The organism is Arthrobacter rhizosphaerae (assembly GCF_023062595.1).
Taxonomy (GTDB): Bacteria; Actinomycetota; Actinomycetes; order Actinomycetales; family Micrococcaceae; genus Arthrobacter; species Arthrobacter rhizosphaerae.
In genome coordinates this window covers 53,862-74,281 of sequence record NZ_JALLAN010000003.1, presented here as the reverse complement: position 1 = coordinate 74,281, position 20,420 = coordinate 53,862, and the positions used below count along the sequence as shown (strand labels likewise).

At 62.4% G+C, this 20,420-nt stretch carries 20 protein-coding genes; 16 read left to right on the top strand and 4 right to left on the bottom strand.

Annotation, left to right across the window (positions count from 1 at the left end; all coding sequences use genetic code 11):
* Positions 1 to 21 precede the first annotated feature (21 nt).
* On the top strand, positions 22 to 573 hold the full coding sequence (gene hpt / locus MU551_RS05230; RefSeq protein ID WP_247041281.1) for a hypoxanthine phosphoribosyltransferase: 552 nt from the start codon (positions 22 to 24) through the stop codon (positions 571 to 573).
* 62 nt (positions 574 to 635) lie between these two features.
* On the opposite strand, the gene MU551_RS05225 is transcribed toward hpt, so the two are convergent.
* Positions 636 to 1,013 carry a YegP family protein gene (locus MU551_RS05225; RefSeq protein WP_247041280.1) on the bottom strand — a complete coding sequence of 126 codons (378 nt, stop codon included), beginning with the start codon at positions 1,011 to 1,013 and terminating at the stop codon, positions 636 to 638.
* Between MU551_RS05225 and MU551_RS05220 the strand changes: the two genes are divergently transcribed.
* The 3 genes from MU551_RS05220 to MU551_RS05210 all read left to right on the top strand — a co-directional run bounded on the left by MU551_RS05220 (position 1,012) and on the right by MU551_RS05210 (position 4,194).
* Positions 1,012 to 1,251, top strand: a complete 240-nt coding sequence (locus tag MU551_RS05220; protein WP_247041279.1) for a hypothetical protein — start codon at positions 1,012 to 1,014, stop codon at positions 1,249 to 1,251. The genes MU551_RS05225 and MU551_RS05220 overlap by 2 nt on opposite strands.
* A 48-nt stretch (positions 1,252 to 1,299) precedes the next feature.
* Positions 1,300 to 2,361: an alanine racemase gene (locus MU551_RS05215; RefSeq protein ID WP_247041827.1), complete on the top strand. Its 1,062-nt coding sequence runs from the start codon at positions 1,300 to 1,302 to the stop codon at positions 2,359 to 2,361.
* A 195-nt stretch (positions 2,362 to 2,556) separates the two neighbouring features.
* The gene (locus MU551_RS05210; protein ID WP_247041278.1) at positions 2,557 to 4,194 is read left to right on the top strand and encodes an alginate lyase family protein; all 1,638 of its coding nucleotides are present in this window, start codon (positions 2,557 to 2,559) and stop codon (positions 4,192 to 4,194) included.
* A 131-nt stretch (positions 4,195 to 4,325) separates the two neighbouring features.
* On the opposite strand, the gene MU551_RS05205 is transcribed toward MU551_RS05210, so the two are convergent.
* From MU551_RS05205 to MU551_RS05195, 3 genes are all read right to left on the bottom strand, one after another.
* A complete protein-coding gene (locus tag MU551_RS05205) occupies positions 4,326 to 6,386 on the bottom strand; it encodes a cellulase family glycosylhydrolase (RefSeq protein ID WP_247041277.1) in 2,061 nt (686 codons plus the stop codon).
* A gap of 165 nt (positions 6,387 to 6,551) precedes the next feature.
* Positions 6,552 to 8,228: an extracellular solute-binding protein gene (locus tag MU551_RS05200; protein ID WP_247041275.1), complete on the bottom strand. Its 1,677-nt coding sequence runs from the start codon at positions 8,226 to 8,228 to the stop codon at positions 6,552 to 6,554.
* 314 nt (positions 8,229 to 8,542) lie between these two features.
* Complete coding sequence (locus MU551_RS05195) at positions 8,543 to 9,919, bottom strand: alpha-glucosidase/alpha-galactosidase (RefSeq protein ID WP_247041273.1); 1,377 nt, start codon at positions 9,917 to 9,919, stop codon at positions 8,543 to 8,545.
* Between the two features lie 90 nt (positions 9,920 to 10,009).
* On the opposite strand from MU551_RS05195, the gene MU551_RS05190 reads away from it, so the two are divergent.
* From MU551_RS05190 to panC, 12 genes are all read left to right on the top strand, one after another.
* Complete coding sequence (locus MU551_RS05190; RefSeq protein WP_247041271.1) at positions 10,010 to 10,879, top strand: helix-turn-helix domain-containing protein; 870 nt, start codon at positions 10,010 to 10,012, stop codon at positions 10,877 to 10,879.
* 158 nt (positions 10,880 to 11,037) lie between these two features.
* Entirely contained in the window at positions 11,038 to 11,217 is a 180-nt protein-coding gene (locus MU551_RS05185; protein ID WP_247041269.1) for a PspC domain-containing protein, read from the top strand.
* A gap of 200 nt (positions 11,218 to 11,417) precedes the next feature.
* Positions 11,418 to 13,484 (top strand): ATP-dependent zinc metalloprotease FtsH, encoded by a 2,067-nt coding sequence (gene ftsH / locus MU551_RS05180; RefSeq protein WP_247041267.1) that lies wholly within the window; start codon positions 11,418 to 11,420, stop codon positions 13,482 to 13,484.
* 9 nt (positions 13,485 to 13,493) lie between these two features.
* Positions 13,494 to 14,138 (top strand): GTP cyclohydrolase I FolE, encoded by a 645-nt coding sequence (gene folE, locus MU551_RS05175; RefSeq protein WP_372489797.1) that lies wholly within the window; start codon positions 13,494 to 13,496, stop codon positions 14,136 to 14,138.
* A gap of 9 nt (positions 14,139 to 14,147) precedes the next feature.
* A complete protein-coding gene (gene folP, locus MU551_RS05170; RefSeq protein WP_247041265.1) occupies positions 14,148 to 15,068 on the top strand; it encodes a dihydropteroate synthase in 921 nt (306 codons plus the stop codon).
* 30 nt (positions 15,069 to 15,098) lie between these two features.
* The gene (folB, locus tag MU551_RS05165) at positions 15,099 to 15,458 is read left to right on the top strand and encodes a dihydroneopterin aldolase (protein WP_247041263.1); all 360 of its coding nucleotides are present in this window, start codon (positions 15,099 to 15,101) and stop codon (positions 15,456 to 15,458) included.
* The gene (folK, locus tag MU551_RS05160) at positions 15,455 to 16,003 is read left to right on the top strand and encodes a 2-amino-4-hydroxy-6-hydroxymethyldihydropteridine diphosphokinase (protein ID WP_247041261.1); all 549 of its coding nucleotides are present in this window, start codon (positions 15,455 to 15,457) and stop codon (positions 16,001 to 16,003) included. Before folB ends, folK begins: the two co-directional genes overlap by 4 nt.
* Positions 16,004 to 16,006: 3 nt before the next feature.
* On the top strand, positions 16,007 to 16,537 hold the full coding sequence (locus tag MU551_RS05155; protein WP_247041259.1) for a DUF3180 domain-containing protein: 531 nt from the start codon (positions 16,007 to 16,009) through the stop codon (positions 16,535 to 16,537).
* Entirely contained in the window at positions 16,518 to 17,030 is a 513-nt protein-coding gene (locus MU551_RS05150; RefSeq protein WP_247041257.1) for a PH domain-containing protein, read from the top strand. The genes MU551_RS05155 and MU551_RS05150 overlap by 20 nt, the downstream gene beginning before the upstream one ends.
* Entirely contained in the window at positions 17,027 to 18,616 is a 1,590-nt protein-coding gene (locus tag MU551_RS05145) for a PH domain-containing protein (protein WP_372489795.1), read from the top strand. The genes MU551_RS05150 and MU551_RS05145 overlap by 4 nt, the downstream gene beginning before the upstream one ends.
* Positions 18,609 to 19,517 (top strand): Rossmann-like and DUF2520 domain-containing protein, encoded by a 909-nt coding sequence (locus tag MU551_RS05140; RefSeq protein ID WP_247041252.1) that lies wholly within the window; start codon positions 18,609 to 18,611, stop codon positions 19,515 to 19,517. Before MU551_RS05145 ends, MU551_RS05140 begins: the two co-directional genes overlap by 8 nt.
* Positions 19,518 to 20,420, top strand: coding sequence for a pantoate--beta-alanine ligase (panC, locus tag MU551_RS05135; RefSeq protein WP_247041250.1), 903 nt, complete (start codon positions 19,518 to 19,520; stop codon positions 20,418 to 20,420).

The window sequence follows — 20,420 nt, the reverse complement described above, 5'->3', positions numbered from 1 at the left end:
GTATCTACACAGGAGCCATTGGTGGATTCAAACGACGTCCAGGCAGACCTCAAGCACGTTCTCTACACCAAGGAACAGATCCAACAGCGGATTACCGAACTCGCTGCGGAAATCGACAGGGACTACGAGGGACGCGAGCTCCTTATTGTCGGTGTCCTCAAGGGTGCAGTGATGGTCATGGCCGACCTCGCAAGGGCACTCCACAGCCACGTTTCCATGGACTGGATGGCAGTTTCTTCCTACGGCTCCGGCACCCAGTCCTCAGGCGTTGTCCGGATCCTTAAGGACCTGGATACCGACCTCATGGGCAAGGATGTGCTGATCGTTGAGGACATCATCGATTCCGGCCTCACCCTGTCCTGGCTGAAGACCAACCTGGAGTCCCGCGGCACCGCGTCAGTGGAAATCTGCACGGCCTTCCGCAAACCTACGGCCGCGAAGGTGGAGATCGACGTCAAGTACGTCGGGTTCGACATTCCCAATGAATTTGTAGTCGGCTATGGCCTGGACTACGCGGAAAAGTACCGCAACCTTGATTTCGTAGGCACCCTGGCGCCGCACGTCTACGAGTAACCCGCCGAACTGCTGGACCCGCAAGGGCCTGGGATCGCCGCAGGTCTCAGGCCAGGTGGGTCTCAGACCAGGTGGGTCCAGCGGGGTCCGGCTGCCGCCTGGCGCAAGGTCTTGGCCCGGGTCCGGAAATGGTCAGCGGCCGTTCTGTGATCGCCAGGCCTGAGATCAACACTACGGTGGTCAGCACTTTGCCGGTCTCCGCTTGGGCGCCGTGTGTCACCGGCAAGAGCCGGTTCGGGAGTGCGGGTGGACAAACCGGCCGGGCAGAGGTCGGTGATGAGTCCCATTCCGGCGTACTCACGCACAGCAGTAATGCCGGCCACCGCCGCGGGTTTGTCCTCAAAGGCCATGGAGACAGCCATGATGGTTCCATCCGGAGCCTTGAGCCGGAATCTGAAGTACGATTCCGAATCAACGAATACCTCAAACGATCCTGTCATGACTATCCTCCCGGTTTGCGGACTCTTTGCCTACGGCGTCATCGCCAAAGAGCCGGAACGCATCGAGGCGTTCGTGTCGCATGTGGTTTCGTCGAACGAATTCAGTCGATTACGTTCAATCGCCACGCGGATCCGTTCATCAGGTGAGAATGAGTCTGTCGCAGGCAGGCCATCCCGGCAAGACTTACCGCGTAAACCGCACGTAAATTCCCTGCAACTCCCAGCGGATCTTGACTAACGGAGGCCCAGAGTGACTGTTCCCGATGAGATCACCACCCCCGACGTCATGATCGATGTAGAGGTTCTGGACCGCAATATCGCCAGGATGGCGTCGGCCACTCGCAGCCGCGGCGTCAAGCTGCGCCCCCACGCAAAAACGCACAAAGTCCTGGAAGTTGCGGCCAAACAGCTCGCCGCGGGGGCCGTAGGGCTGACTGTTGCAACCATCGGTGAAGCCGAAGTCTTCGCTAAGGACGGAGTCGAGGATATCTTCATCGCTTACCCGCTCTGGGTGGGCGTCCGCCAAGCCGAAAGGCTGCGCCGTCTCGCGGAAACCGCGCGTATCACGGTAGGCGTGGATTCTGCCGAGAGCGCCATTTACATGGGAACGAACCTCGGGGCCGACGCCGGGAAAATCGCCGTCAGGGTGGAGCTCGACAGCGGCCACCACCGCAGCGGTGTGCATCCCGGCTCAGCTGTCGCCGTCGCCTTGGCAGCAGCAGACGCGGGCCTCGACGTCACAGGGGTTTTCACCTTCCCCGGCCACAGCTATAAACCCGGAATGCCTCGCCTGGCTGCCGGGGAAGAAGATGCGGTCCTTCGCCAAGCCGCGGAGGCCCTTACTTCCGCAGGCTTCACCCTGTTGGAGCTGAGCGGCGGCTCGACCCCCACCGCCCTTCTGACCGGGAAAACAGCAGCTACAGAACTGCGACCTGGTGTCTATGTTTTTGGTGACGCCCAGCAGCTCGAGCTTGAGCGCTGCAGCCCCGAGGACATCGCACTCACGGTCGCCAGCACGGTTGTCAGTCACCATAAGACCGGCCCGGACGAGCCCGGGCGTTTCATCATCGACGCCGGAAGCAAGATCCTGGGCAGCGACCGTGCCCCGTGGGCCACCGGGTATGGACGGTTGCTCGACTATCCTGCGGCGAGAATCATCGCGCTCTCCGAACACCACGCCACAGTGCAGTGGCCAGCAGGAGCGGTACTTCCGGAACGCGGGCAGCGTCTCAGAGTCATCCCCAACCACGTCTGCCTGACCATGAACCTCGTTGATGAAGTCAGTCTGGTCAAGAGCGGGACTTTTAGCGGCACATGGGCGGTAGCGGCCAGGGGACGGAACAGCTAACTGAGTTTTACTGTCGGCTGTTTCCGTGAGGGCTTAGGGGGTTCTCCCGTTCACCGTCTAGGCTTGCCCCGGCGGTAAGCTGGTCCGCAGAAAAGCTGAGCCAGCTTGCCCCGGAATTGCACCCCTGCAGCATGAGCCCCGGTGCGGGGAGGACGGCAACATCTCTCTGAGTTGCTTTCGATCGAACGGAAATCAATGACAAAGAATTATCGCCACGCCAAGTCGTCCGGCAGCACCGTTTCACGCAGGTCATTCATCACGGGCGCCTCCCTGGCAGTACCCCTGGTAGCGTTCGGCGCTTCGAGCGCCTCCGCGGCCACGGACAATGCGACACGGCAGCGTACCGCTTCCCTCGCCCCCACGCCTGCGGGACGGGCGTTGAGGTATTCGCATCCGGGACTGGTGCACACCCTGTCCGACATCGAGCGAGTCTCGGCGCAGGTGAAGGCCGGCACGCAGCCGTGGCTGGGTGGCTGGGATCGTCTCGTGGCGAACGGGCGCTCCGGTTCCGGGTGGCAGCCGCGCCCGGTGGAGACAGTCGTCCGCGGTGGCGACGGCTCAAACTACGGGCCGTTGTTCGCGGATATCCACGCCGCTTACCAGAACGCCCTGCGGTGGCGGATCTCCGGCGAGGCCGCCCACGGCGCAGCTGCCGTGCGGATCCTCAACGCCTGGTCCGGGACGTTGACAACGGTGACCGGTAACGCCGACCGCTTCCTGGCCGCAGGTATCTACGGCTACCAGTTCGCGAATGCCGCCGAGCTGGTGCGGGACCATCCGGACTTCGAGTTTGAGAGGTTCCGCGGCATGCTGCTCAACATTTTCCACCCGATGAACGAGCACTTCCTCACCAATCACAACGGTGCTGTCATCACGAACTACTGGGCCAACTGGGACCTGTGCAATATGGCATCGGTCCTGGCCATCGGTATCTTCGCGGACCGCGACGACCTGGTGGACCGTGCTGTTACGTACTTCCAGAGCGGTGCGGGCAACGGCTCACTGCCGAACGCCGTGCCCTACGTTTACGAGGATGAGGGCCTGGCCCAGTGGCAGGAGAGCGGACGCGACCAGGCACACAGCATCATGGGCATCGGGCTCATGGGCGCCTTCTGCGAAATGGCCTGGAACCAGGGCATCGACTGCTACGGACACGATAACAACCGCTTCCTCAAGGCAGCGGAGTACGTCGCGAAATACAACCTCGGCCACGACGTCCCGTTCACCCCTTACACCTGGCAGTCCGGCCCCTTGAGTACCGCCGCCCACGCAGGCTGGCATACCCAGACCGTCCCCGGTGAGGGCGGACGCGGGCAGGGCCGGCCGGTGTGGGATCAGGTTCTGGGACACTACTCCGGCCGCAAGGGCCTCAGCACCCCCTGGGTCAGCCAGATCGCTGCCACCCTGCGGCCCGACGGCGGAGGCGGCGACTACGGACCGAACTCCGGAGGATATGACGCCCTCGGATTCGGCACCCTCATGCAGTACCGGACACTTTCTCCTTTGACGCCCACAACCCCGGCACCGATGCAAGCGGGGACCGTCGATACCCCGGCACCGATGCAAGCGGGTGCCGTCGATGGCACGCCACCGACGCAGTTAGCTCCGGCCGCACCGACGGTGACAGCACAACCAACCCCTGAAACCACGTCATCAGCACCCGCCCACGCCAACGGCACGATCGAACAACTCGCATCCACAGGAACAGGAGTGCTCCCCGCTGCAGCTGCCGGAGCGGCGCTCCTCGCTTTGGGCGGCGCAGCGCTCATAAGCTCTGCGATTCACAGTCAAGGCACTCCCAGTGTTGGAGAAGCACCGGGAGTGTCGGAATAACGGTGGATCCGGGTTGGACATGAAGACCTCCGGGCATGGAATTGGACTCTAGACAAGCCCCACTCCACCCGGAGGTCTTCTTCATGTCACCAAACCACGTCGAGCGTCATCAATGTCCGTGATCGATACGCCTAGGCCGAGGTCCCGGTCACGGTCGTGCCGGACTTGGTAACGGTGTAGTCGATCGTGCCGCCGCCCCAGAAGTGGAAGGTGAGGGTGACGGGCTCGTCGTCCCTGACCTCGTTGAAGAAGTCAGGGGTGAGGCTGATCGTGCCCGCATCGTAGTCGGGCCGGTAGGTCCACCAGAACTCCTTGAAGGCAGTCCAGTCGTTGGGCCCGGCGTTGGTGCCGTCGGCGTACTTGGCCTCCATAGTGGAAAGCTCGTCGCCGTTGAACTCGGTCGGGATTGCGAAGCACGAGGATTGGCAGCCCCACCACTGGGACCAAGGTATCCCGTCCATGGTCCCGGTGAGGTCGGAGATCTGCGGCGTGTCGTAGGTGATGACGTGGATCTGCCACGGCACACCGTCCGAGAAGCGGGCCTCGATCGTGCTGTTCACGCCGTAGGCGCGCTCGCCGGCGAGGCGGGTGAGCGCCGAAGCGGTGAGGGTGAGCATGTCGCCCTCGACGGTGTAGTCAGCGCCTTCGGCCAGTGCGGTGTCGCCGTGCCACAGGCCCTCGAACTCGAGGCCGTTGCGGTTGAGTGTGAGCGACTCGTCCGCGATGGTCCCGGCCTTCTCGATGTAGATCGAGTCGAACGAGGTGGTGCCCGAACGCGTCGTCAAGCCCGACTCCATGTACGAGTGCGCGAGCGGGTCGCGCCATTCGAGGGTGTTGCGGTTGAGGTACGAGCCCGCATCCCACAGCATCAAGGTCAACTTCTGCTCCCGGGCCTGGTACATGGTGGCCTCGAAGAACTTCAGCAGCTCGCCGTACTGCTGGGATTGGGGGACGCCAGGGCGCGTGTAGTCGTAGCCGAGGACGCCCCACTCCCCGACGATGACCGGGATGTCGTTGTCGACGAAGGTGTCGTTCACGCGCTGGAAGGTGTTCTCAAGGTCCTGTTGGGTCGCCTCGTCGTAGGTGGTGACCCCGGCGACGTTGACGCTGAAGGGCCAGAACCCGTAGAAGTGGACGGTCGCAGCGATCATCGGGTCGTCGAGGGAGTCGATGGTGGCCTTGAGCGCGTCCAGGTGCGGCTGCTCGGAGTTGGTGACCCACGTGGGCAGCACCAGGAGCCTGTCCTCGTTGTTCCCGCCGGTGGTGCGAACGGCCTCGTGGAAGGCGACGTTGAGCGTGGCGGTGTGGGCGTCCCTGTTGGCCTCGTCACTGGGGAACTGCGGTTCGTTGATGCTCTCGAACGACAGCTCGGACGGATAGTATTTGAACCGCTCGGCGATCTGGGTCCACATCGAGTCGAACTTCGCCAACACGTTCTCGCGGTCGTCTGGCAGCAGCTTGGTCCACATCTGGTCGTGCTGGTTGACCATCACTTGGAGGTCGTTCGCGATCGCCCAGTCGACCACCTGCGCGACGCGGTCGAGCCAGGCCGGGTCGATCGTGTAGTCCGGTCCCGGGCCGGTGTGCTCGTCCCAGGACACCGGAAGGCGGATCGACTTGTAGCCGTTGGCCTTGATGGTCTGGAGGAGTTCCTCGTTGATCAGCGGGTTGCCCCAGGCGGTCTCACCGCCCAGCGCGTCGAGGCTGTTGCCGACGTTCAAGCCCGGCTGCATGGCCGCGACCTGCTCCATGGCGGTGACCGGTGTGGTCGGCTCGCAGAGGTGGCCGTTGAGGCGGAACTCGGCCGGGTCGGTGTTCGCACCCGACCACGAACCGGTGAACCCGAACGACGTCGAACCGCCGGTCGCGAACGCGGCGTTGGAGCCCCGGCCGGTGGCCTTGGCCGATCCGGCCTTGCTCTTGTCCTTCGCGTTCCACATGTCGGTGACGCTCTGGCCGTTGGGCCAGGTCCACTCGAGGTCCCAGTTTTTGATCGGCTCGCCGAGGTTGGTGACCTCGACGTTGGCATTAAAGCCGCCCGACCATTGGCCGGTGACCTTGTAATCGACCTCGCACCCTTGGGCCGCTTGGGCGCTGACTGTGCCCAGGAAACCGGTCGCCAGCAGCGCGAGCACGGCGGCCATGACGGCGACCAGCCACAGACGGGTTCTTTGACGGGGATACAAACTCATGTGGGACTCTCCTTGAGGGATAGGGTTCGCGAAGTGCGCGAAGGGCTCCGCCGTGCGAACGGTGGGCCAAAGTTTTGTCACAAAGCCTTGTCGATTCAAATTACACAATCAGTCACTCGTTCTACGAGCAGTTAGCATCTGGCTCGCCGCTTTAGGAGACACGTCCTAGGCGTTCAGGAATCCGGCGTAGAACTCGCGTAGTTCGTCTCCGCCGTTTTTCTTCCAGGTGGCGATGGCAGCGTCGAGGTCGGACAAGCTCTTGCGTCCACGGAGGATGTCCTTGGAGAGGTCATCGAACGGTTTCCCCAGGGAGCCGAATTTGCTGGGTTCCTGGATTTGCAGGCCGTAGAAGAGGGGGTCGACCACGTACGGGGCCTGGCGGATTTCCCAGTCCGTTTTGGCCTTGACGTAGCCGGGGTACTGGACCTGGTTGTTCACCACAGCGGAGTTGACCAGGAACGCGTATGTGCTGGTGACTTCGGCCTTGCCCTTGGCTGTGGCCTGCGGAACGTTTTGTGCGTCGCGGGTGTAGTGGGTGCCTTCAATGCCGTTGACGATCAGCATGTTCTCCTCTGTGCCGAAGGGAGCGGCCGCAAAGTCGGCCAGGGCCAGCATCTCCTCGACCTTGGCTGGATCGTCGGTCTTCTTGATGAAGCTGAAGATGGCGGCGGGTGAGCCGCGGAACAATGTGGGTTTGCCGCCGTCGGGGGCGAAGAAGTCCATGGGCTGCATCTGGAACTTCGGGTTGCTGGGCAGGTTCAGGCCCAGGGCTCCATGCCAGCCGCCAAGCCCGTCGTTGGTCATCAGCGATGCGCCGGACCCGAAGCGCTGGCCCATCTTCTGGGTGTTGCCGGCCACGGCATCGGGGTGGACAGCGCCTGAGGCGAAAAGCTTTGCACCCCATTCCAGGGCAGCCCGGTATTCGTCGGACTCAAACCTGCTCTGGAGCTTGCCGTCCACCAGTTTCCAGTTGTCCACGCCATGCATCAACTGCGCGCCGGTCCACACATCTTCAGAACCCCAGCGGTTCTTGGCCGGGTCCGTGATTTCCTTGGCCAGTGCGATGTATTCATCGGCGGACTTTGGCTGTTCCAGGCCCATTTCATCGAACAGGTCCTTACGGTAAAAGAAGGCGTTCCCGACCTGCTCGGACGGGAACGGCAGCCCGTACAGGCCGCCCTCGAAACAGCTGTACTTCCAGGCAGCGGTGGGGATATTTGCGAGGTTGGGGTACTTCTTGATCTTGTCACCGGCAAGGTACTCGGAAAGGTCAGTGAAGAGGCCCTTGACTGCCTGGCCGAACCGCGGCGGGATGTTCCAGGACGGGATGACTATCCAGTCCGGCACATCCTTGGGTGAGGCCAATACTGTCTGGATCTTGTCCGCGTAGGTATTTCCGTCACTGACCTGGAAGTTCAGCTTTGCCCCCAGCCGTTCGTTGACGGCCTGGTAGTAGCTGTTATCCGCCTGCGGGATTGCCCACCAGGCCGGGGTCATGACGGTATAGGCTCCGCCTCTACCCGGAACACCCTGCACAGACTTGACCAGTGTTGATGGGATCTTGGTGAAACCAGGCGCGGTACCGCTCACACCCGGGATGTCCGGCTTGACGATATCGAGCGGGATGTAGCTGGGCACGAGCTTGGACGTGGCATCGGCCATCCCCGCGGAAGTCGTGGCCTGCGGGACCCCGCCGCCACCGCTGCATCCGGCCAGAGCAGGGAGGGCAGCAAAAGCCACCGCACCACCCACAAGACCCAGGAAGGACCTCCGGCCCACCCCGGCCCGGCCCACCTCCATCAAGGACGCACCGCGTTCCGGTGAGGCATTGTTTCCAAGCATGATTTGCACTCCTTTGTGTGGACATCTGGTGGCCTGACCCAAGCCTTATTACCCGGCCGGAAGTTACACCGCGCAGCTTTGCGACAGGGTAATTTGGCCGGGGATGGTGTCGAAGTTTGGTTAGAGAAACCATCGAAACGTTTCGATTGCCAATAGCCTAGATCATGATAAATCAGACCGCAAGGCTTTCTTGTGTTGCAGCTCACAGAACGAAATGCCACAATGTTTGCCAATCACTCGTTACGCAAGCGTTTAAACAAATCGCCCCAAGGAAGGCTTCGTATTGATCGCGCCGAATGCTCGGCGTGTAGTGATTATGGGCGGAATGCTGCTGGCAGAAGTCCGGAATGCGCCTCAAGGAGCTCGTCAGTCATTGCGCGGATCTGATCGAGTGTGAGCACGGCGCTCGTCAACGGGTCGAGCATCACCGCGTGGTATACGTGTTCACGCGCGCCGGTTAGCGCAGCTCTGAGGGCGAGATCCTGTACGCCGATATTGGTTCTGTTGACGGCCGCGAGCTGAGCCGGCAGATCGCCGACCGCAGTGGGTTGCACCCCATTCGCGTCAACCAAACAAGGCACCTCAACGCAGGCGGATTCCGGGAGATTCCCGATCAATCCATCGTTCGGTACATTGCCGTAAACAACGCTCGGCGTTCCCGTCACCATCGAGTTGATGATGCTCGCGCCGTACTCGACCGAGGTAGCGAGGTTCGCTTTTAAATATTTGAGCTGTTCTTCGATGTCGCCCTGCTCATCATGGCTGGAACAGATTTCGTAGTAGTCCCAGCGTTGCGGAATGTATTCCAGAGTAAGGTCCGGCGACTTTCGGAAGTACGGCAGGTACTCGGACGCGTGATGACTGGACTCGGTCTGGAAGAACCCGAAGGCGTCCATAATCGTCGTGCGTACTTGTTCGTTGCCCCCCTCGTAGTTGCTGGCAGCTTCAGCGGGCTCGCTGTGATCACCGTCGTCCTTTGCGAGGCTGTCTGCCCCCTGGCCTCGGACGTGACGGCTTTTCATGACCGCACGCAGGCTTGGATAGAGGTCTTCTTCGCCGCGGCGGAAACTGAGAATCCAGGCTTGATGGTTGATGCCGGCGCAGACAAAACTCACATCGTCGTAGGGAACATCGAGGGTCCGGGCCAGCATCCGCGTCGTCCCTTGGACACTGTGGCAGAGCCCGACGGCCTTAAGTCCTTTTGAGTTGAGGAATCCTGTCGCCATGGCCATCGGGTTGGCGTAGTTGATGAACTGCGCATTGGGACACAATTCCAGAGCATCCGCTGCGATGGCTTCATAGGAGTTGACGGAACGGAGGAATCGGAACACACCTCCCGGACCGACAGTATCCCCGACCGCTTGGTCCACACCGTACTTCCGCGGGATCTCAACGTCGTCCCTGTAGGAATCGATACCACCGACCTGGAAGGTAATGATGACGAAGTCAGCATCGAGGAGGGCCTCGCGGCGGTCGATGGTCTCGACAATCTTGGTATCGAAGCCATGGTGGGCTATGAGGGATCGGGCAGCATCAGCAGTGCGCGATAGCCGCTCCGGGTCAAGGTCCATCAAACACAAGGTGCTTGAACGGAGGGCCGGAAAACTCAACAGATCACCTATGAGGCGAAACGGAAACACGAACCCGCCGGCACCGATGATCGTAATTTTTTGGGAAGAGGATGTTGTCATCCATCCAAGCTAGGCTGCATACCAGAATCTCACTTCCGTTCCATACGGCGAATGTTCCGGGATACTACGATGGCATGTAGGTTTAGGGCCATGCCCGTCGAAACCCTGCTGCCAGAATCTCCTGGCTCCGTCGAAATAACTGCGTCCCGGCTCGGGGTATGGCGAGGCGAGGTGCCTTCGATGCCGAGAGCGCACCGGCACGACGACCTTGAATTTAATTTCGTTCTGGACGGGGCCTTGGAGTATCTGTTCGGCGGCTCGCGGGTCAGAGTTGAAAGCGGCCAGATGGCGTTGTTCTGGGCGGCCACGCCCCATCGACTCATTGCTAAAGATGCGACGCCGAGCGACATCTTTTGGCTGCACATTCCACTTGCCAAGGTGTTGAGCTGGGGGCTTCCCAACCGAAATCTCAACGAACTCCTCATTAATCAACTGATCGTTGTTCCAGCAGCCGCTGTCGAGCGCAACTTGGAATCAATGTTCAAGTCCTGGACAAGTGACTTGGAAAGCTGCGAGGGCGAGACGATTGCGCTCCTTGAGGCGCATGCCGTGACAAGACGGGCGCTGCAACACCATTTGCAGTCAAGCTCTGGTGCAGACGAAAATCAAACCCTTCCTGCCGCGACAGGTGACTGCATGATGCGCGTTACTACGATGGCGCAGTTCATGACCGCCCATTTCCGACAAAACATCTCGATGTCGGACATTGCCTCCTCCGCGCATCTAAGCCCAAACTATGCAATGACACTGTTTCGTGACGTGGTCGGCACGACGCTAGGCAACTATCTCACTCGTTGCCGGGTTGCTGAGGCCCAGCGACTGCTCATCACGACATCAATGACAACAGTCGCGATCGCCCACGCGGCGGGATTCGGTTCCCAAAGCAGTTTCTACGACCACTTCACCCGCCTGTGCGGGTCCTCACCAGGTACATACAGGCGGTCAAGACTAATACCTTGACCTGAGCTGTTTGCCAGCCACTTGCCAGAATGGCCTACCTGTCATGCCTAGACCCTTACACCGGAAGGGAGCCGAGCCCTGTCCTTCTCCTGATTGACCCTGTGCTTCGGGTCGGCTCGATGGTTCCCTCCGTTGAGCCGGCCCGTTAGCATGAGCGCATGGACTCAACCCTGGTTCGACCCCGGAATGGCAAGATCATCGCAGGTGTCTGTGCAGCACTCTCTGCACGCTTCGGCATCCCCAAATTTATTGTCCGGCTGGCCTTTGTGATCTTCGGCCTGGTCGGTGTAGGAGAGCTGGTTTACATTGCCCTGTGGATCCTGATCCCCAAGGCCTGATTGACGGAAAGCTGGCGAGGATGCAGGCTCACGGACCCAGCCCTTGTGTGCTGCTTTAGCTACGCCCATAGGGAACTTTTGGGCTTCACCGTGCGTGAATTACTCCGTACGGTGTATAGCTAGTAGCTGAAGCAGTACCTCACGCGCGCGCAATTGCGCCGTGCAGCACTACCAGGAGGGACGGGGCGAGCCCCGAACAAATGAAAGCTAAGAGTTTCTTCAAGGGTCCGGGAATTTGGATCATTGTTGTTGTCGCAATGCTCCTGCTGGCCTTTGCCACCCTCGCCCCCGGCGGTGCCTCACGAATAGACACAGACAAGGGCCTTGAGCTGCTTTCGCAGAGCGGCCAGGTGGAGCAGGCAAAGATTTTCGACGCCGAGAACCGCGTGGACCTGACGCTCAAGGACAACCTGACCGTCGACGGACAGGACAAGGGCAAGAGCGTCCAGTTCTTCTTTGTCAACGCCAGGGCGGACGACGTCGTCAAGGCAGTTACTGACGCCAAGCCGGCCAACGGCTACACGGACCAGCCGATCGAGAGCAACTGGTTCTCAGGCCTGTTCTCCCTCCTCGTCCCGGTCATTCTCCTCGGCCTCCTCTTCTGGTTCCTGCTGTCCCGTATGCAGGGCGGCGGCTCCAAGATCATGCAGTTCGGCAAGTCCAAGGCCAAAATGGTCAGCAAGGACATGCCCCAGGTGACCTTCATCGACGTCGCCGGCGCTGACGAAGCTGTTGAGGAGCTCCAGGAAATTAAGGAATTCCTCCAGGAGCCCGCCAAGTTCCAGGCTGTGGGCGCCAAGATTCCGAAGGGTGTCCTCCTGTACGGCCCTCCCGGTACCGGTAAGACCCTGCTGGCCCGTGCAGTGGCAGGCGAAGCGGGCGTGCCGTTCTTCTCTATCTCCGGCTCGGACTTCGTTGAGATGTTTGTCGGTGTCGGTGCGTCCCGTGTCCGCGACCTTTTCGAGCAGGCCAAGGCCAACTCTCCCGCCATCATCTTCGTTGACGAGATCGACGCCGTCGGCCGCCACCGCGGTGCCGGCATCGGCGGCGGCAATGACGAACGCGAGCAGACCCTCAACCAGTTGCTGGTTGAAATGGACGGCTTCGACGTCAAGACCAACGTCATCCTGATCGCGGCCACGAACCGTCCCGACGTTCTGGACCCGGCGCTCCTGCGCCCGGGCCGCTTTGACCGGCAGATTTCCGTTGAGGCTCCTGACCTTGTGGGACGCGACCAGATCCTGCAGGTTCACGCGAAGGGCAAGCCTATGGCTCCGGGCGTTGACCTCAAAGCTGTGGCCAAGAAGACTCCGGGCTACACCGGTGCCGACCTCGCCAACGTTCTGAACGAGGCCGCCCTGCTGACAGCCCGGTCCAACGCGAACCTGATCGATGACCGCGCCCTGGATGAAGCCATTGACCGCGTCATGGCGGGCCCGCAGAAGCGCAGCCGCGTCATGAAGGAACACGAGCGCAAGATCACCGCCTACCACGAAGGCGGACACGCCCTCGTTGCCGCAGCTCTGCGGAACTCGGCACCGGTCACAAAGATCACCATCCTGCCGCGTGGCCGGGCCCTCGGCTACACCATGGTGGTTCCGGACAACGACAAGTACTCGGTGACCCGCAACGAGCTGCTGGACCAGATGGCGTACGCCATGGGCGGCCGCGTTGCTGAGGAAATTGTCTTCCACGATCCCTCCACGGGAGCTTCCAACGACATCGAGAAGGCCACGTCCACGGCCCGCAAGATGGTCACGGAATTCGGCATGAGCGAACGTGTTGGTGCAGTGCGCCTGGGCCAGGGTGGCGGCGAGCCGTTCCTGGGCCGGGATGCCGGGCACGAGCGCAACTATTCAGACCAGATCGCCTACATCGTTGATGAGGAAGTCCGGCGGCTGATCGATCAGGCGCATGACGAGGCTTACGCCATTCTCACGGAAAACCGGGAAGTCCTGGACTATCTGGCCCTTGAACTGCTGGAACGGGAAACCCTGAACCAGGCCGAAATTGCCGATATTTTCCGCGACATCCGCAAGCGTGATTTCCGCGAGGTCTGGCTGTCCAAGGAGTCGCGTCCGGTGCAAAAGGCAGGCCCTGTTGAGTCGCGCCTGGAGAAAGCTGAGCGTGAAGCCCAGGAGGAGGCCAAGGAGGCCCGCCTGGATGAGCCACTGGACGCCCAGCCTCCGCATCCGCAGGGTGTGGCAGGCCAGGAGGTCTTCGAGGGCGGCACCGACGTCGGGCCTGATGTGCCCGGCCACAGCTAAACTCGTCTTGTGAACCACTACGACCATGACGACCTCACCGAGGTCGGTTACCTTTCTGCTGCCGAGAATCCTGCGGGACACCGGGGCATCAAAGTTGACCGACCACGGATCGAAGCCGCTGTCCGGGAGATCCTGCTCGCCATAGGCGAGGACCCGGACCGCGGTGGGCTTCAGGACACCCCCAAGCGGGTCGCCAAGGCCTACTCTGAGATGTTTGCAGGCCTGCATCACGACCCCGCAGAAATCCTGTCCACCACCTTCGACCTCGATCATGAGGAGCTGGTGCTGGTCAAGGACATCCCGTTCTATTCCACCTGCGAGCACCATCTGGTGCCGTTCCACGGGGTGGCCCACGTTGGTTACATCCCCTCACACGACGGTAAAGTGACAGGCCTGAGTAAGCTGGCCAGGCTCGTGGACATGTTCGCCAAGCGTCCGCAGGTTCAGGAACGCCTCACCACCCAGATTGTTGAGGCCCTGGTCACCCACCTCAAACCACGGGGAGCAATCGTCGTCGTCGAATGTGAACACCTGTGCATGTCCATGCGCGGCATCCGCAAGCCCGGTGCCAAGACCGTCACCAGTGCGGTACGTGGGCAACTGCATGACCCGGCAACCCGCGCCGAAGCAATGAGCCTCATCATCGGAAGGTAACAACAGACTATGGACTCCCTAGCTGCAGCACCTGGAACCGGACCCGCAACATCTCCGCTGCCTGTACTTCGCAAACCGCGGCCGGCCGCAACATTGGATAGCCTGCCAACTGACCGCACCCTTGTTATGGGAATCCTGAACGTCACTCCTGATTCCTTCAGCGATGGCGGGAAGAACCCCACTCCGGACACCGCCATCGCGGCCGGACTCAGGATGTTCTACGCCGGGGCTGACATCATCGACGTCGGTGGCGAATCCACCAGGCCAGGAGCCGAGGACGTCAGCCCTGAAGAAGAACAACGCCGCGTCCTGCCTGTGATCGCCGCCCTGGTCAAGGCCGGAGCCCTGGTCAGCATCGACACCATCCACACCTCGACGGCCGCCGCAGCCCTGGACGCCGGCGCCGCCATCATCAATGACGTCTCAGGACTCAGCATCGAACCGGGCATGGCCGAACTCGTAGCGGCCAGCAAGGTTCCCTACGTGCTGACCCACCGCCGTGGCGACGCCCGCTCCATGAACTCCCTCACGGAGTATTCAAACGTAGCCGAGGACGTTGTGGCTGAACTGATCGGTGTCCGGGACAAGCTGTATGCAGCAGGCGTGACACCGGAGCAGATCATTCTGGATCCGGGGATCGGGTTCTCCAAGACGGATGAACAGAACTGGGAGCTGTTGCAGAACCTGGACCGGCTGGAAGCCTTGGGCCACAGGGTCCTGGTGGGGGCATCGCGCAAGCGGTTCCTCGGTACACTCCTCACGGTGGCTGGCAAGTCAGCCGCTCCCGACGAGCGTGACGCGGCAACAGCCGCCATCACCGCTGTCTGCGCAGCCCGGGGCGCCTGGGCTGTCCGCGTGCACGACGTCGGGCCCAGTCTCGACGCCGTCAAGGTCGCCGCCCGCCTGGCTCCGGCGCGCGTCAGTAACTGACGCACCACCAACCGACAAGGGGAAGGCTGGATGGACAAGATCACGTTGAGCGGCGTTACCGCTATGGGGAATCATGGAGTGTTCGACTTCGAGCGCCGTGACGGCCAGCCGTTCATTGTTGATGCCGTGCTGCACCTGGACTTCGCCAAGGCAGCCGCCTCCGACGACGTCTCAGATACTGCCCACTACGGCGAGGTCGCCGGCCGGATCAGGAAGTGGATCACCGGCGAACCGGTAAACCTCATTGAGGCCCTTGCCGTGCGTATCGCCGAAGACCTGCTGCAGGAGTTTCCCCTGTCCGCCGTCGACATCACTGTCCACAAACCGCAGGCGCCCATCGACGTCGAGTTCGGCGACGTCTCCGTAAGCGTCCATCGGGAGCGACAATGATTTCGCGGGCAACGCTGCCGTACACGCACGCTGTCCTGGCGCTCGGCAGCAATCTGGGGGAGCGGAACGACACCCTGTCCAGCGCTGTCGCGGACCTTGTGGACAGGCCCGAAGTGAGGCTGCTCGCAGTCTCACCAGTTATGCAGACGAAGCCCGTCGGCGGGCCGCAGGACCAGCCGGACTTCCTGAACATGGTGATCTCGGTGGAGACCACGCTGAGTCCGGTGGAGCTGCTCCGGCACTGCCAGGCGGTGGAAAACAAACACCTCCGTGTTCGCGACGTGAGGTGGGGGCCGCGGACCCTGGACGTTGACATCATTATTTACGGCGATGTGGTGAGCTCCGATCCCGAACTTACGCTTCCGCATCCCCGGGCAGCTGAGCGCGCATTCGTGCTCTATCCCTGGTCGCTTATTGAGCCCGCTGCTGAGCTCAACGGGCAGCGGGTCGGCGTGCTTGCAGCAAAGGCCGAGGATCTTTCAGGGCTCCGGCCCTTCGATGGCTTCGGTGACTTCAACGGTCTCCCGACCGCCGGGGCGGTGTAGCACGTGAAACCCATTAATCCCTTGCTGCTCCTTGCCATCGGCCTGATCCTCACAGTTGTGGGGTGGCTCGCCACTCTGCTGGCCAACCGCTTCAGCTTCGCCACTCCTGTCCTGCCTCTTACCGCCCTGGTCACCATGGGCGTGATTGTGGCCTTCACGCTGGTGCTGGGAATCCGTGTTCTCCGCTGGCGCAACAGCACCAAGAAGAAAATCATCCTGGACCCCATCCTGGCGGCCCGCACCCTGGTGCTCGCCCAGGCCAGTGCCTACGCCGGGACGGTGCTGCTTGGATGGCACGCAGGCATCATCCTGGACCAGTTGCGGGTGTGGAGCCTGCGCAGTGATCAAGGCGTCACCTGGCTCGCGATCGCCATGGCAGCAGGCGGCCTGGTCATGATCATCGTGGGGCTCCTCGTGGAGCGGTTCTGCCGTATTCCGCCCGAGGACGGCGACGGCGACGGCACAACTAAACTCCCGGGACACGCCCGTGGAGAAGCGAAGGGGGAGGGCGGCTATGCCTACCAAGGCGATTGATCCACCCGGGATCACATGGCTGCGCGTCTCACCGAAATACGTAACGGTCCGCCTCGTGGAGTGGGCGATCGGTAACGTGATTGCCGTCGCCGTGCTGTCCCTGCCCCTGATCCTTGTGCTGCAGGGCTGGTGGACCTGGCCGCCGCTGTGGCTTGCCGTGACTGTACCGTCGTTGATGCTGATTCTGGCTGTATGGCGGCTCGTGCTTATTCCCCGCCAAGTGCGTGCCATCGGTTATGCGGAGCGCGACGACGACCTCCTGATCCGAGGCGGCATCTTCTTTCAACGCGTCATGGTGGTTCCCTATGGACGCATGCAGTACGTGGACATCGGCGTTGGCCCGCTGGAGCGCTGGCTGGGCCTGTGCACTTTGAAGCTGCACACAGCCTCTGCCGGAACCAACGCGCAGATTCCCGGCCTTCCCGAGAGCGAAGGGGCCCGCTTGCGCGAGCAGCTTTCCGCCCGCGGCGAAGCCAGGCTGGCAGGACTGTGACGGTGAAGGCTGCCGGAGATGCCGGTGCAGCCGGAGTTTCCCCAGGTAATGCCGACGGCGAATGGCTCCGGGTCCATCCGGCGTCGCCGTTTGTCCGGGGCTGGATAGCCATCGCTGCGATCGGTTACTTCTTCGGCCGGGACATTTTCGAGCGGCTGATCCAAGGCGGTCCGCTCATCGACGACCGGATGGCTGGCCGCGCTCCCTGGCTGCTTGCGGCCGGCGGAGTGATCCTGATGCTGGCCATTTTCGGTTTCATCATGACCTGGTATTTCACCCGCTATCAGGTGGCCGAGGGCTATGTCCGGGTGAAAACCGGTTTCCTGTTCCGCCAGCAGCGCCAGGCCCGCCTGGACCGTGTGCAGGCCATCGATATCGTGCAGCCGTTGCTGGCCCGGATCTTTGGCCTTGCGGAGCTGCGGTTCGAGGTGGCTGACGCGGGGGAGTCAGCAGTCAGGCTCGCTTTCCTGCGGATGGACGACGCCCGCCAGCTCCGGGCCACCATCCTGGCCCGCGCCGCGGGAGTCCAGGCGGATCCCGAGAGCCCGGACGCCGCCGTCCAGGAGGCACCGGAGCAGGCCGTACTCTCGGTCCCGCCGTCGAGGCTCGTGGGTTCCCTGCTGTTGAGCGAACAGAGTGTCTTTGTGCTGTTGGGCGCGGTGGGCTCGGTGCTGCTCTCCGTCCTCACCGGCAACGGCGGATTTTTCCTGTACCTGATCCCGGCCGCCTTGGGCCTTGCTGCGGCTTATTGGTCCTCCTTTAACAAGGGCTATAACTTCACTGCAGCTATCTCCCCGGACGGTATCCGGCTGCGCTACGGCTTGCTGGACACCCAGGCGCAGACACTGCCGCCTGGCAGGATCCAGGCGCTGAGGGTGTTTCAGCCACCCATTTGGCGGATCTTCGGCTGGTACCGGATGCAGGTGAACGTTGCCGGCTACGGCGCTGTCGGCGGAAACGGGGAAGGCGGCTCGCGGACCACCCTCCTGCCAGTGGGAACGCTTGCGGACGTCATGACAATGCTGTCCCTCGTCCTGCCGGACCCCGGAACCCCTGATGCGGCCCGCGTCTTTACCATGGGCATCAACGGCAGCAATAACGACGGCGGCTTCGTCACCACTCCTGCACGGGCCCGGCTCCTGGCGCCCCTGGCTTGGCGCCGTAACGGCTACGTGGCAACGGAAACCGCTCTGCTGCTGCGTTCCGGCCGGTGGTGGCGGCAGCTGGTGGTGGTACCGCATCAGCGCACGCAGTCCATGGCCCTGCATCAGGGGCCCATCGCGAGGCGGTTCGGTGTCGCGGATCTGGTCCTGCACACTACCTCGGGCCCGGTAGTGCCCAGGCTGATTCAGGCGGATGCCGACGAGGCCCGGGCGCTGTTCCAGGAACAAGCGGCGCGGGCGAGGGCCGCGAGGAAGCGCCAGACCAGCGAACAATGGCTGGCGCAGGTAGCCGCGGAAACTCCCGCCGCTGAACCTCCTGCCCCCAACGAATTTCCCGCTCCCAATGAACCTCTAGCTTCCCGCGGACCTTTAGCTCCGCGCGAGCCACTAGCCCCCAGTCAGGACGGTCCCCAGAATGGCTAAGCCCGGACGCCTTGGTGTTGGAATCATTGGCGCGGGAAAGGTGGGTGCAGTCCTCGGTGCGGCCCTGCGCGCCGCTGAACACGCCGTCGTCGGAGTTTCCGCAGTATCAGAAGCCAGTCGTGAGCGAGCCGAAACACTGTTGCCCGGTGTCCCCATCCTTGACGTTCAGGAGATAGTGGAGCGTTCGGAACTGGTGCTTTTGGCCGTGCCGGACGATGCCCTGGGCGCGTTGGTGGAGGGGCTCGGAAAGCTGCGCGCCTGGCAGCCTGGACAGCTCGTGGCGCACACCTCCGGCCGCTTCGGAGTGGGAATCCTCCGTCCGGTGCGGGCTGCAGGTGCAATACCGCTCGCGTTGCACCCTGCCATGACATTCACAGGCATGAGCCTTGACCTTACCCGGCTGCTGGACTGCACCTTCGGTGTCACGGCGGACGCTGCCATGCTGCCCATCGCGCAAGCGCTCGTGGTGGAGATGGGTGCTGAGCCTGTGGCAATCGCAGAAGCTGACCGGACGCTCTACCACGCGGCTCTGGCGCATGGATCAAACCATCTGGTGACTCTCGTGGCCCAGTCATCGCAGCTGCTCCGGGAAGTAGGAGTGGAATCACCTGAACGCATGCTGGGGCCGCTGCTGCGCGCCACCTTGGAGAACGCCCTGGCTTCCGGTGAATCGGCGCTGACGGGCCCGGTAGCCCGCGGAGATGTGGGAACCGTTACGGCTCACGCCGAGGCTTTGAAGGAACACGACGGCGGTGCAGGCGGGGACATCCTGGCCGCGTACCTTGCCATGGCCCGGGCAACTGCGGTGCGCGCCGCCAGCCGGGGCCTGTTGAAAGAGGATCAGTTCGGGGAGATGAAGCGCGCCCTTGGCGACGGAACCCAGCCGCCGGAAGGACCATAAGTGCCGATCAAACTAGTCACCACCGCGGCCGCGCTTCGAACGGAAAGCGCCCGGCTGCTGATAGAACAGCACGGCGGCTCGCAGGGGCTGGTGCCAACGATGGGAGCCTTGCACGAGGGGCACGCCCAACTGGCCCGTACCGCCGTCGAACAAAACGACGTGACCGTGGTCAGTATTTTCGTGAATCCCCTCCAGTTCGGCGAAGCAACCGACCTGCAGCGCTACCCGCGGACACTTGACGCCGATCTGGAACTCCTCGAGGCAGAAGGCGTTGATCTTGTGTTTGCGCCGGACGTTGAGGAGGTTTATCCCAACGGGGAACCCATGGTGCGCATTACTTCGGGCAAGCTCGCGGAGAAATGGGAGGGTGCCTCCCGGCCCGGGCATTTCGATGGAGCACTGACCGTGGTGGCCAAACTGCTCCATTTCGGCATCCCCGGCGCCTGCGGAAACAACGGGACGCCACCGCACTACCGGGCATACTTCGGCCAGAAGGACGCGCAGCAGCTGACCCTGGTCCAGCGGATGGTGGCTGACCTGAACTTTCCCGTGGAAATCGTCCCCGTCCCCACGGTGCGGGCCGGCGACGGTCTGGCGCTGTCCAGCCGGAACCGCTTCCTTTCAGGGGAAGAACGCGAGGCAGCCCTGGTGCTGTCCAGGGCGTTGCGGCTGGTCGAGGAGCGAGCCAATGCCCACCAGCCGCTGGATCTCGATTCCGCCGTTGCGCTGGTGGAGTCGCAGCCGCTCGTAAAGCTGGACTACTTCGAGGTGGTGGATCCGGCCACTTTGGAGCCCCTCGCCGAGAACTGCCGGGAGACACCATTCCGTGGTGAGGGCCTGGCAATCATCGCGGCGCGGGTGGGCCCGGTCCGCCTGATCGACAACGTTCCGCTGAGTTCCTGA

Excerpts from the sequence above, each read along its gene's own strand:
- MU551_RS05220 (WP_247041279.1), top strand. The coding sequence starts at position 1,012 with ATGACTATCCTCCCGGTTTGCGGACTCTTTGCCTACGGCGTCATCGCC.
- MU551_RS05225 (WP_247041280.1), bottom strand. The coding sequence starts at position 1,013 with ATGACAGGATCGTTTGAGGTATTCGTTGATTCGGAATCGTACTTCAGA.
- MU551_RS05215 (WP_247041827.1), top strand. The coding sequence starts at position 1,300 with ATGATCGATGTAGAGGTTCTGGACCGCAATATCGCCAGGATGGCGTCG.
- MU551_RS05210 (WP_247041278.1), top strand. The coding sequence starts at position 2,557 with ATGACAAAGAATTATCGCCACGCCAAGTCGTCCGGCAGCACCGTTTCA.
- MU551_RS05205 (WP_247041277.1), bottom strand. The coding sequence starts at position 6,386 with ATGAGTTTGTATCCCCGTCAAAGAACCCGTCTGTGGCTGGTCGCCGTC.
- MU551_RS05200 (WP_247041275.1), bottom strand. The coding sequence starts at position 8,228 with ATGCTTGGAAACAATGCCTCACCGGAACGCGGTGCGTCCTTGATGGAG.
- MU551_RS05195 (WP_247041273.1), bottom strand. The coding sequence starts at position 9,919 with ATGACAACATCCTCTTCCCAAAAAATTACGATCATCGGTGCCGGCGGG.
- MU551_RS05190 (WP_247041271.1), top strand. The coding sequence starts at position 10,010 with ATGCCCGTCGAAACCCTGCTGCCAGAATCTCCTGGCTCCGTCGAAATA.
- MU551_RS05185 (WP_247041269.1), top strand. The coding sequence starts at position 11,038 with ATGGACTCAACCCTGGTTCGACCCCGGAATGGCAAGATCATCGCAGGT.
- ftsH (WP_247041267.1), top strand. The coding sequence starts at position 11,418 with ATGAAAGCTAAGAGTTTCTTCAAGGGTCCGGGAATTTGGATCATTGTT.
- folP (WP_247041265.1), top strand. The coding sequence starts at position 14,148 with ATGGACTCCCTAGCTGCAGCACCTGGAACCGGACCCGCAACATCTCCG.
- folB (WP_247041263.1), top strand. The coding sequence starts at position 15,099 with ATGGACAAGATCACGTTGAGCGGCGTTACCGCTATGGGGAATCATGGA.
- folK (WP_247041261.1), top strand. The coding sequence starts at position 15,455 with ATGATTTCGCGGGCAACGCTGCCGTACACGCACGCTGTCCTGGCGCTC.
- MU551_RS05150 (WP_247041257.1), top strand. The coding sequence starts at position 16,518 with ATGCCTACCAAGGCGATTGATCCACCCGGGATCACATGGCTGCGCGTC.
- MU551_RS05140 (WP_247041252.1), top strand. The coding sequence starts at position 18,609 with ATGGCTAAGCCCGGACGCCTTGGTGTTGGAATCATTGGCGCGGGAAAG.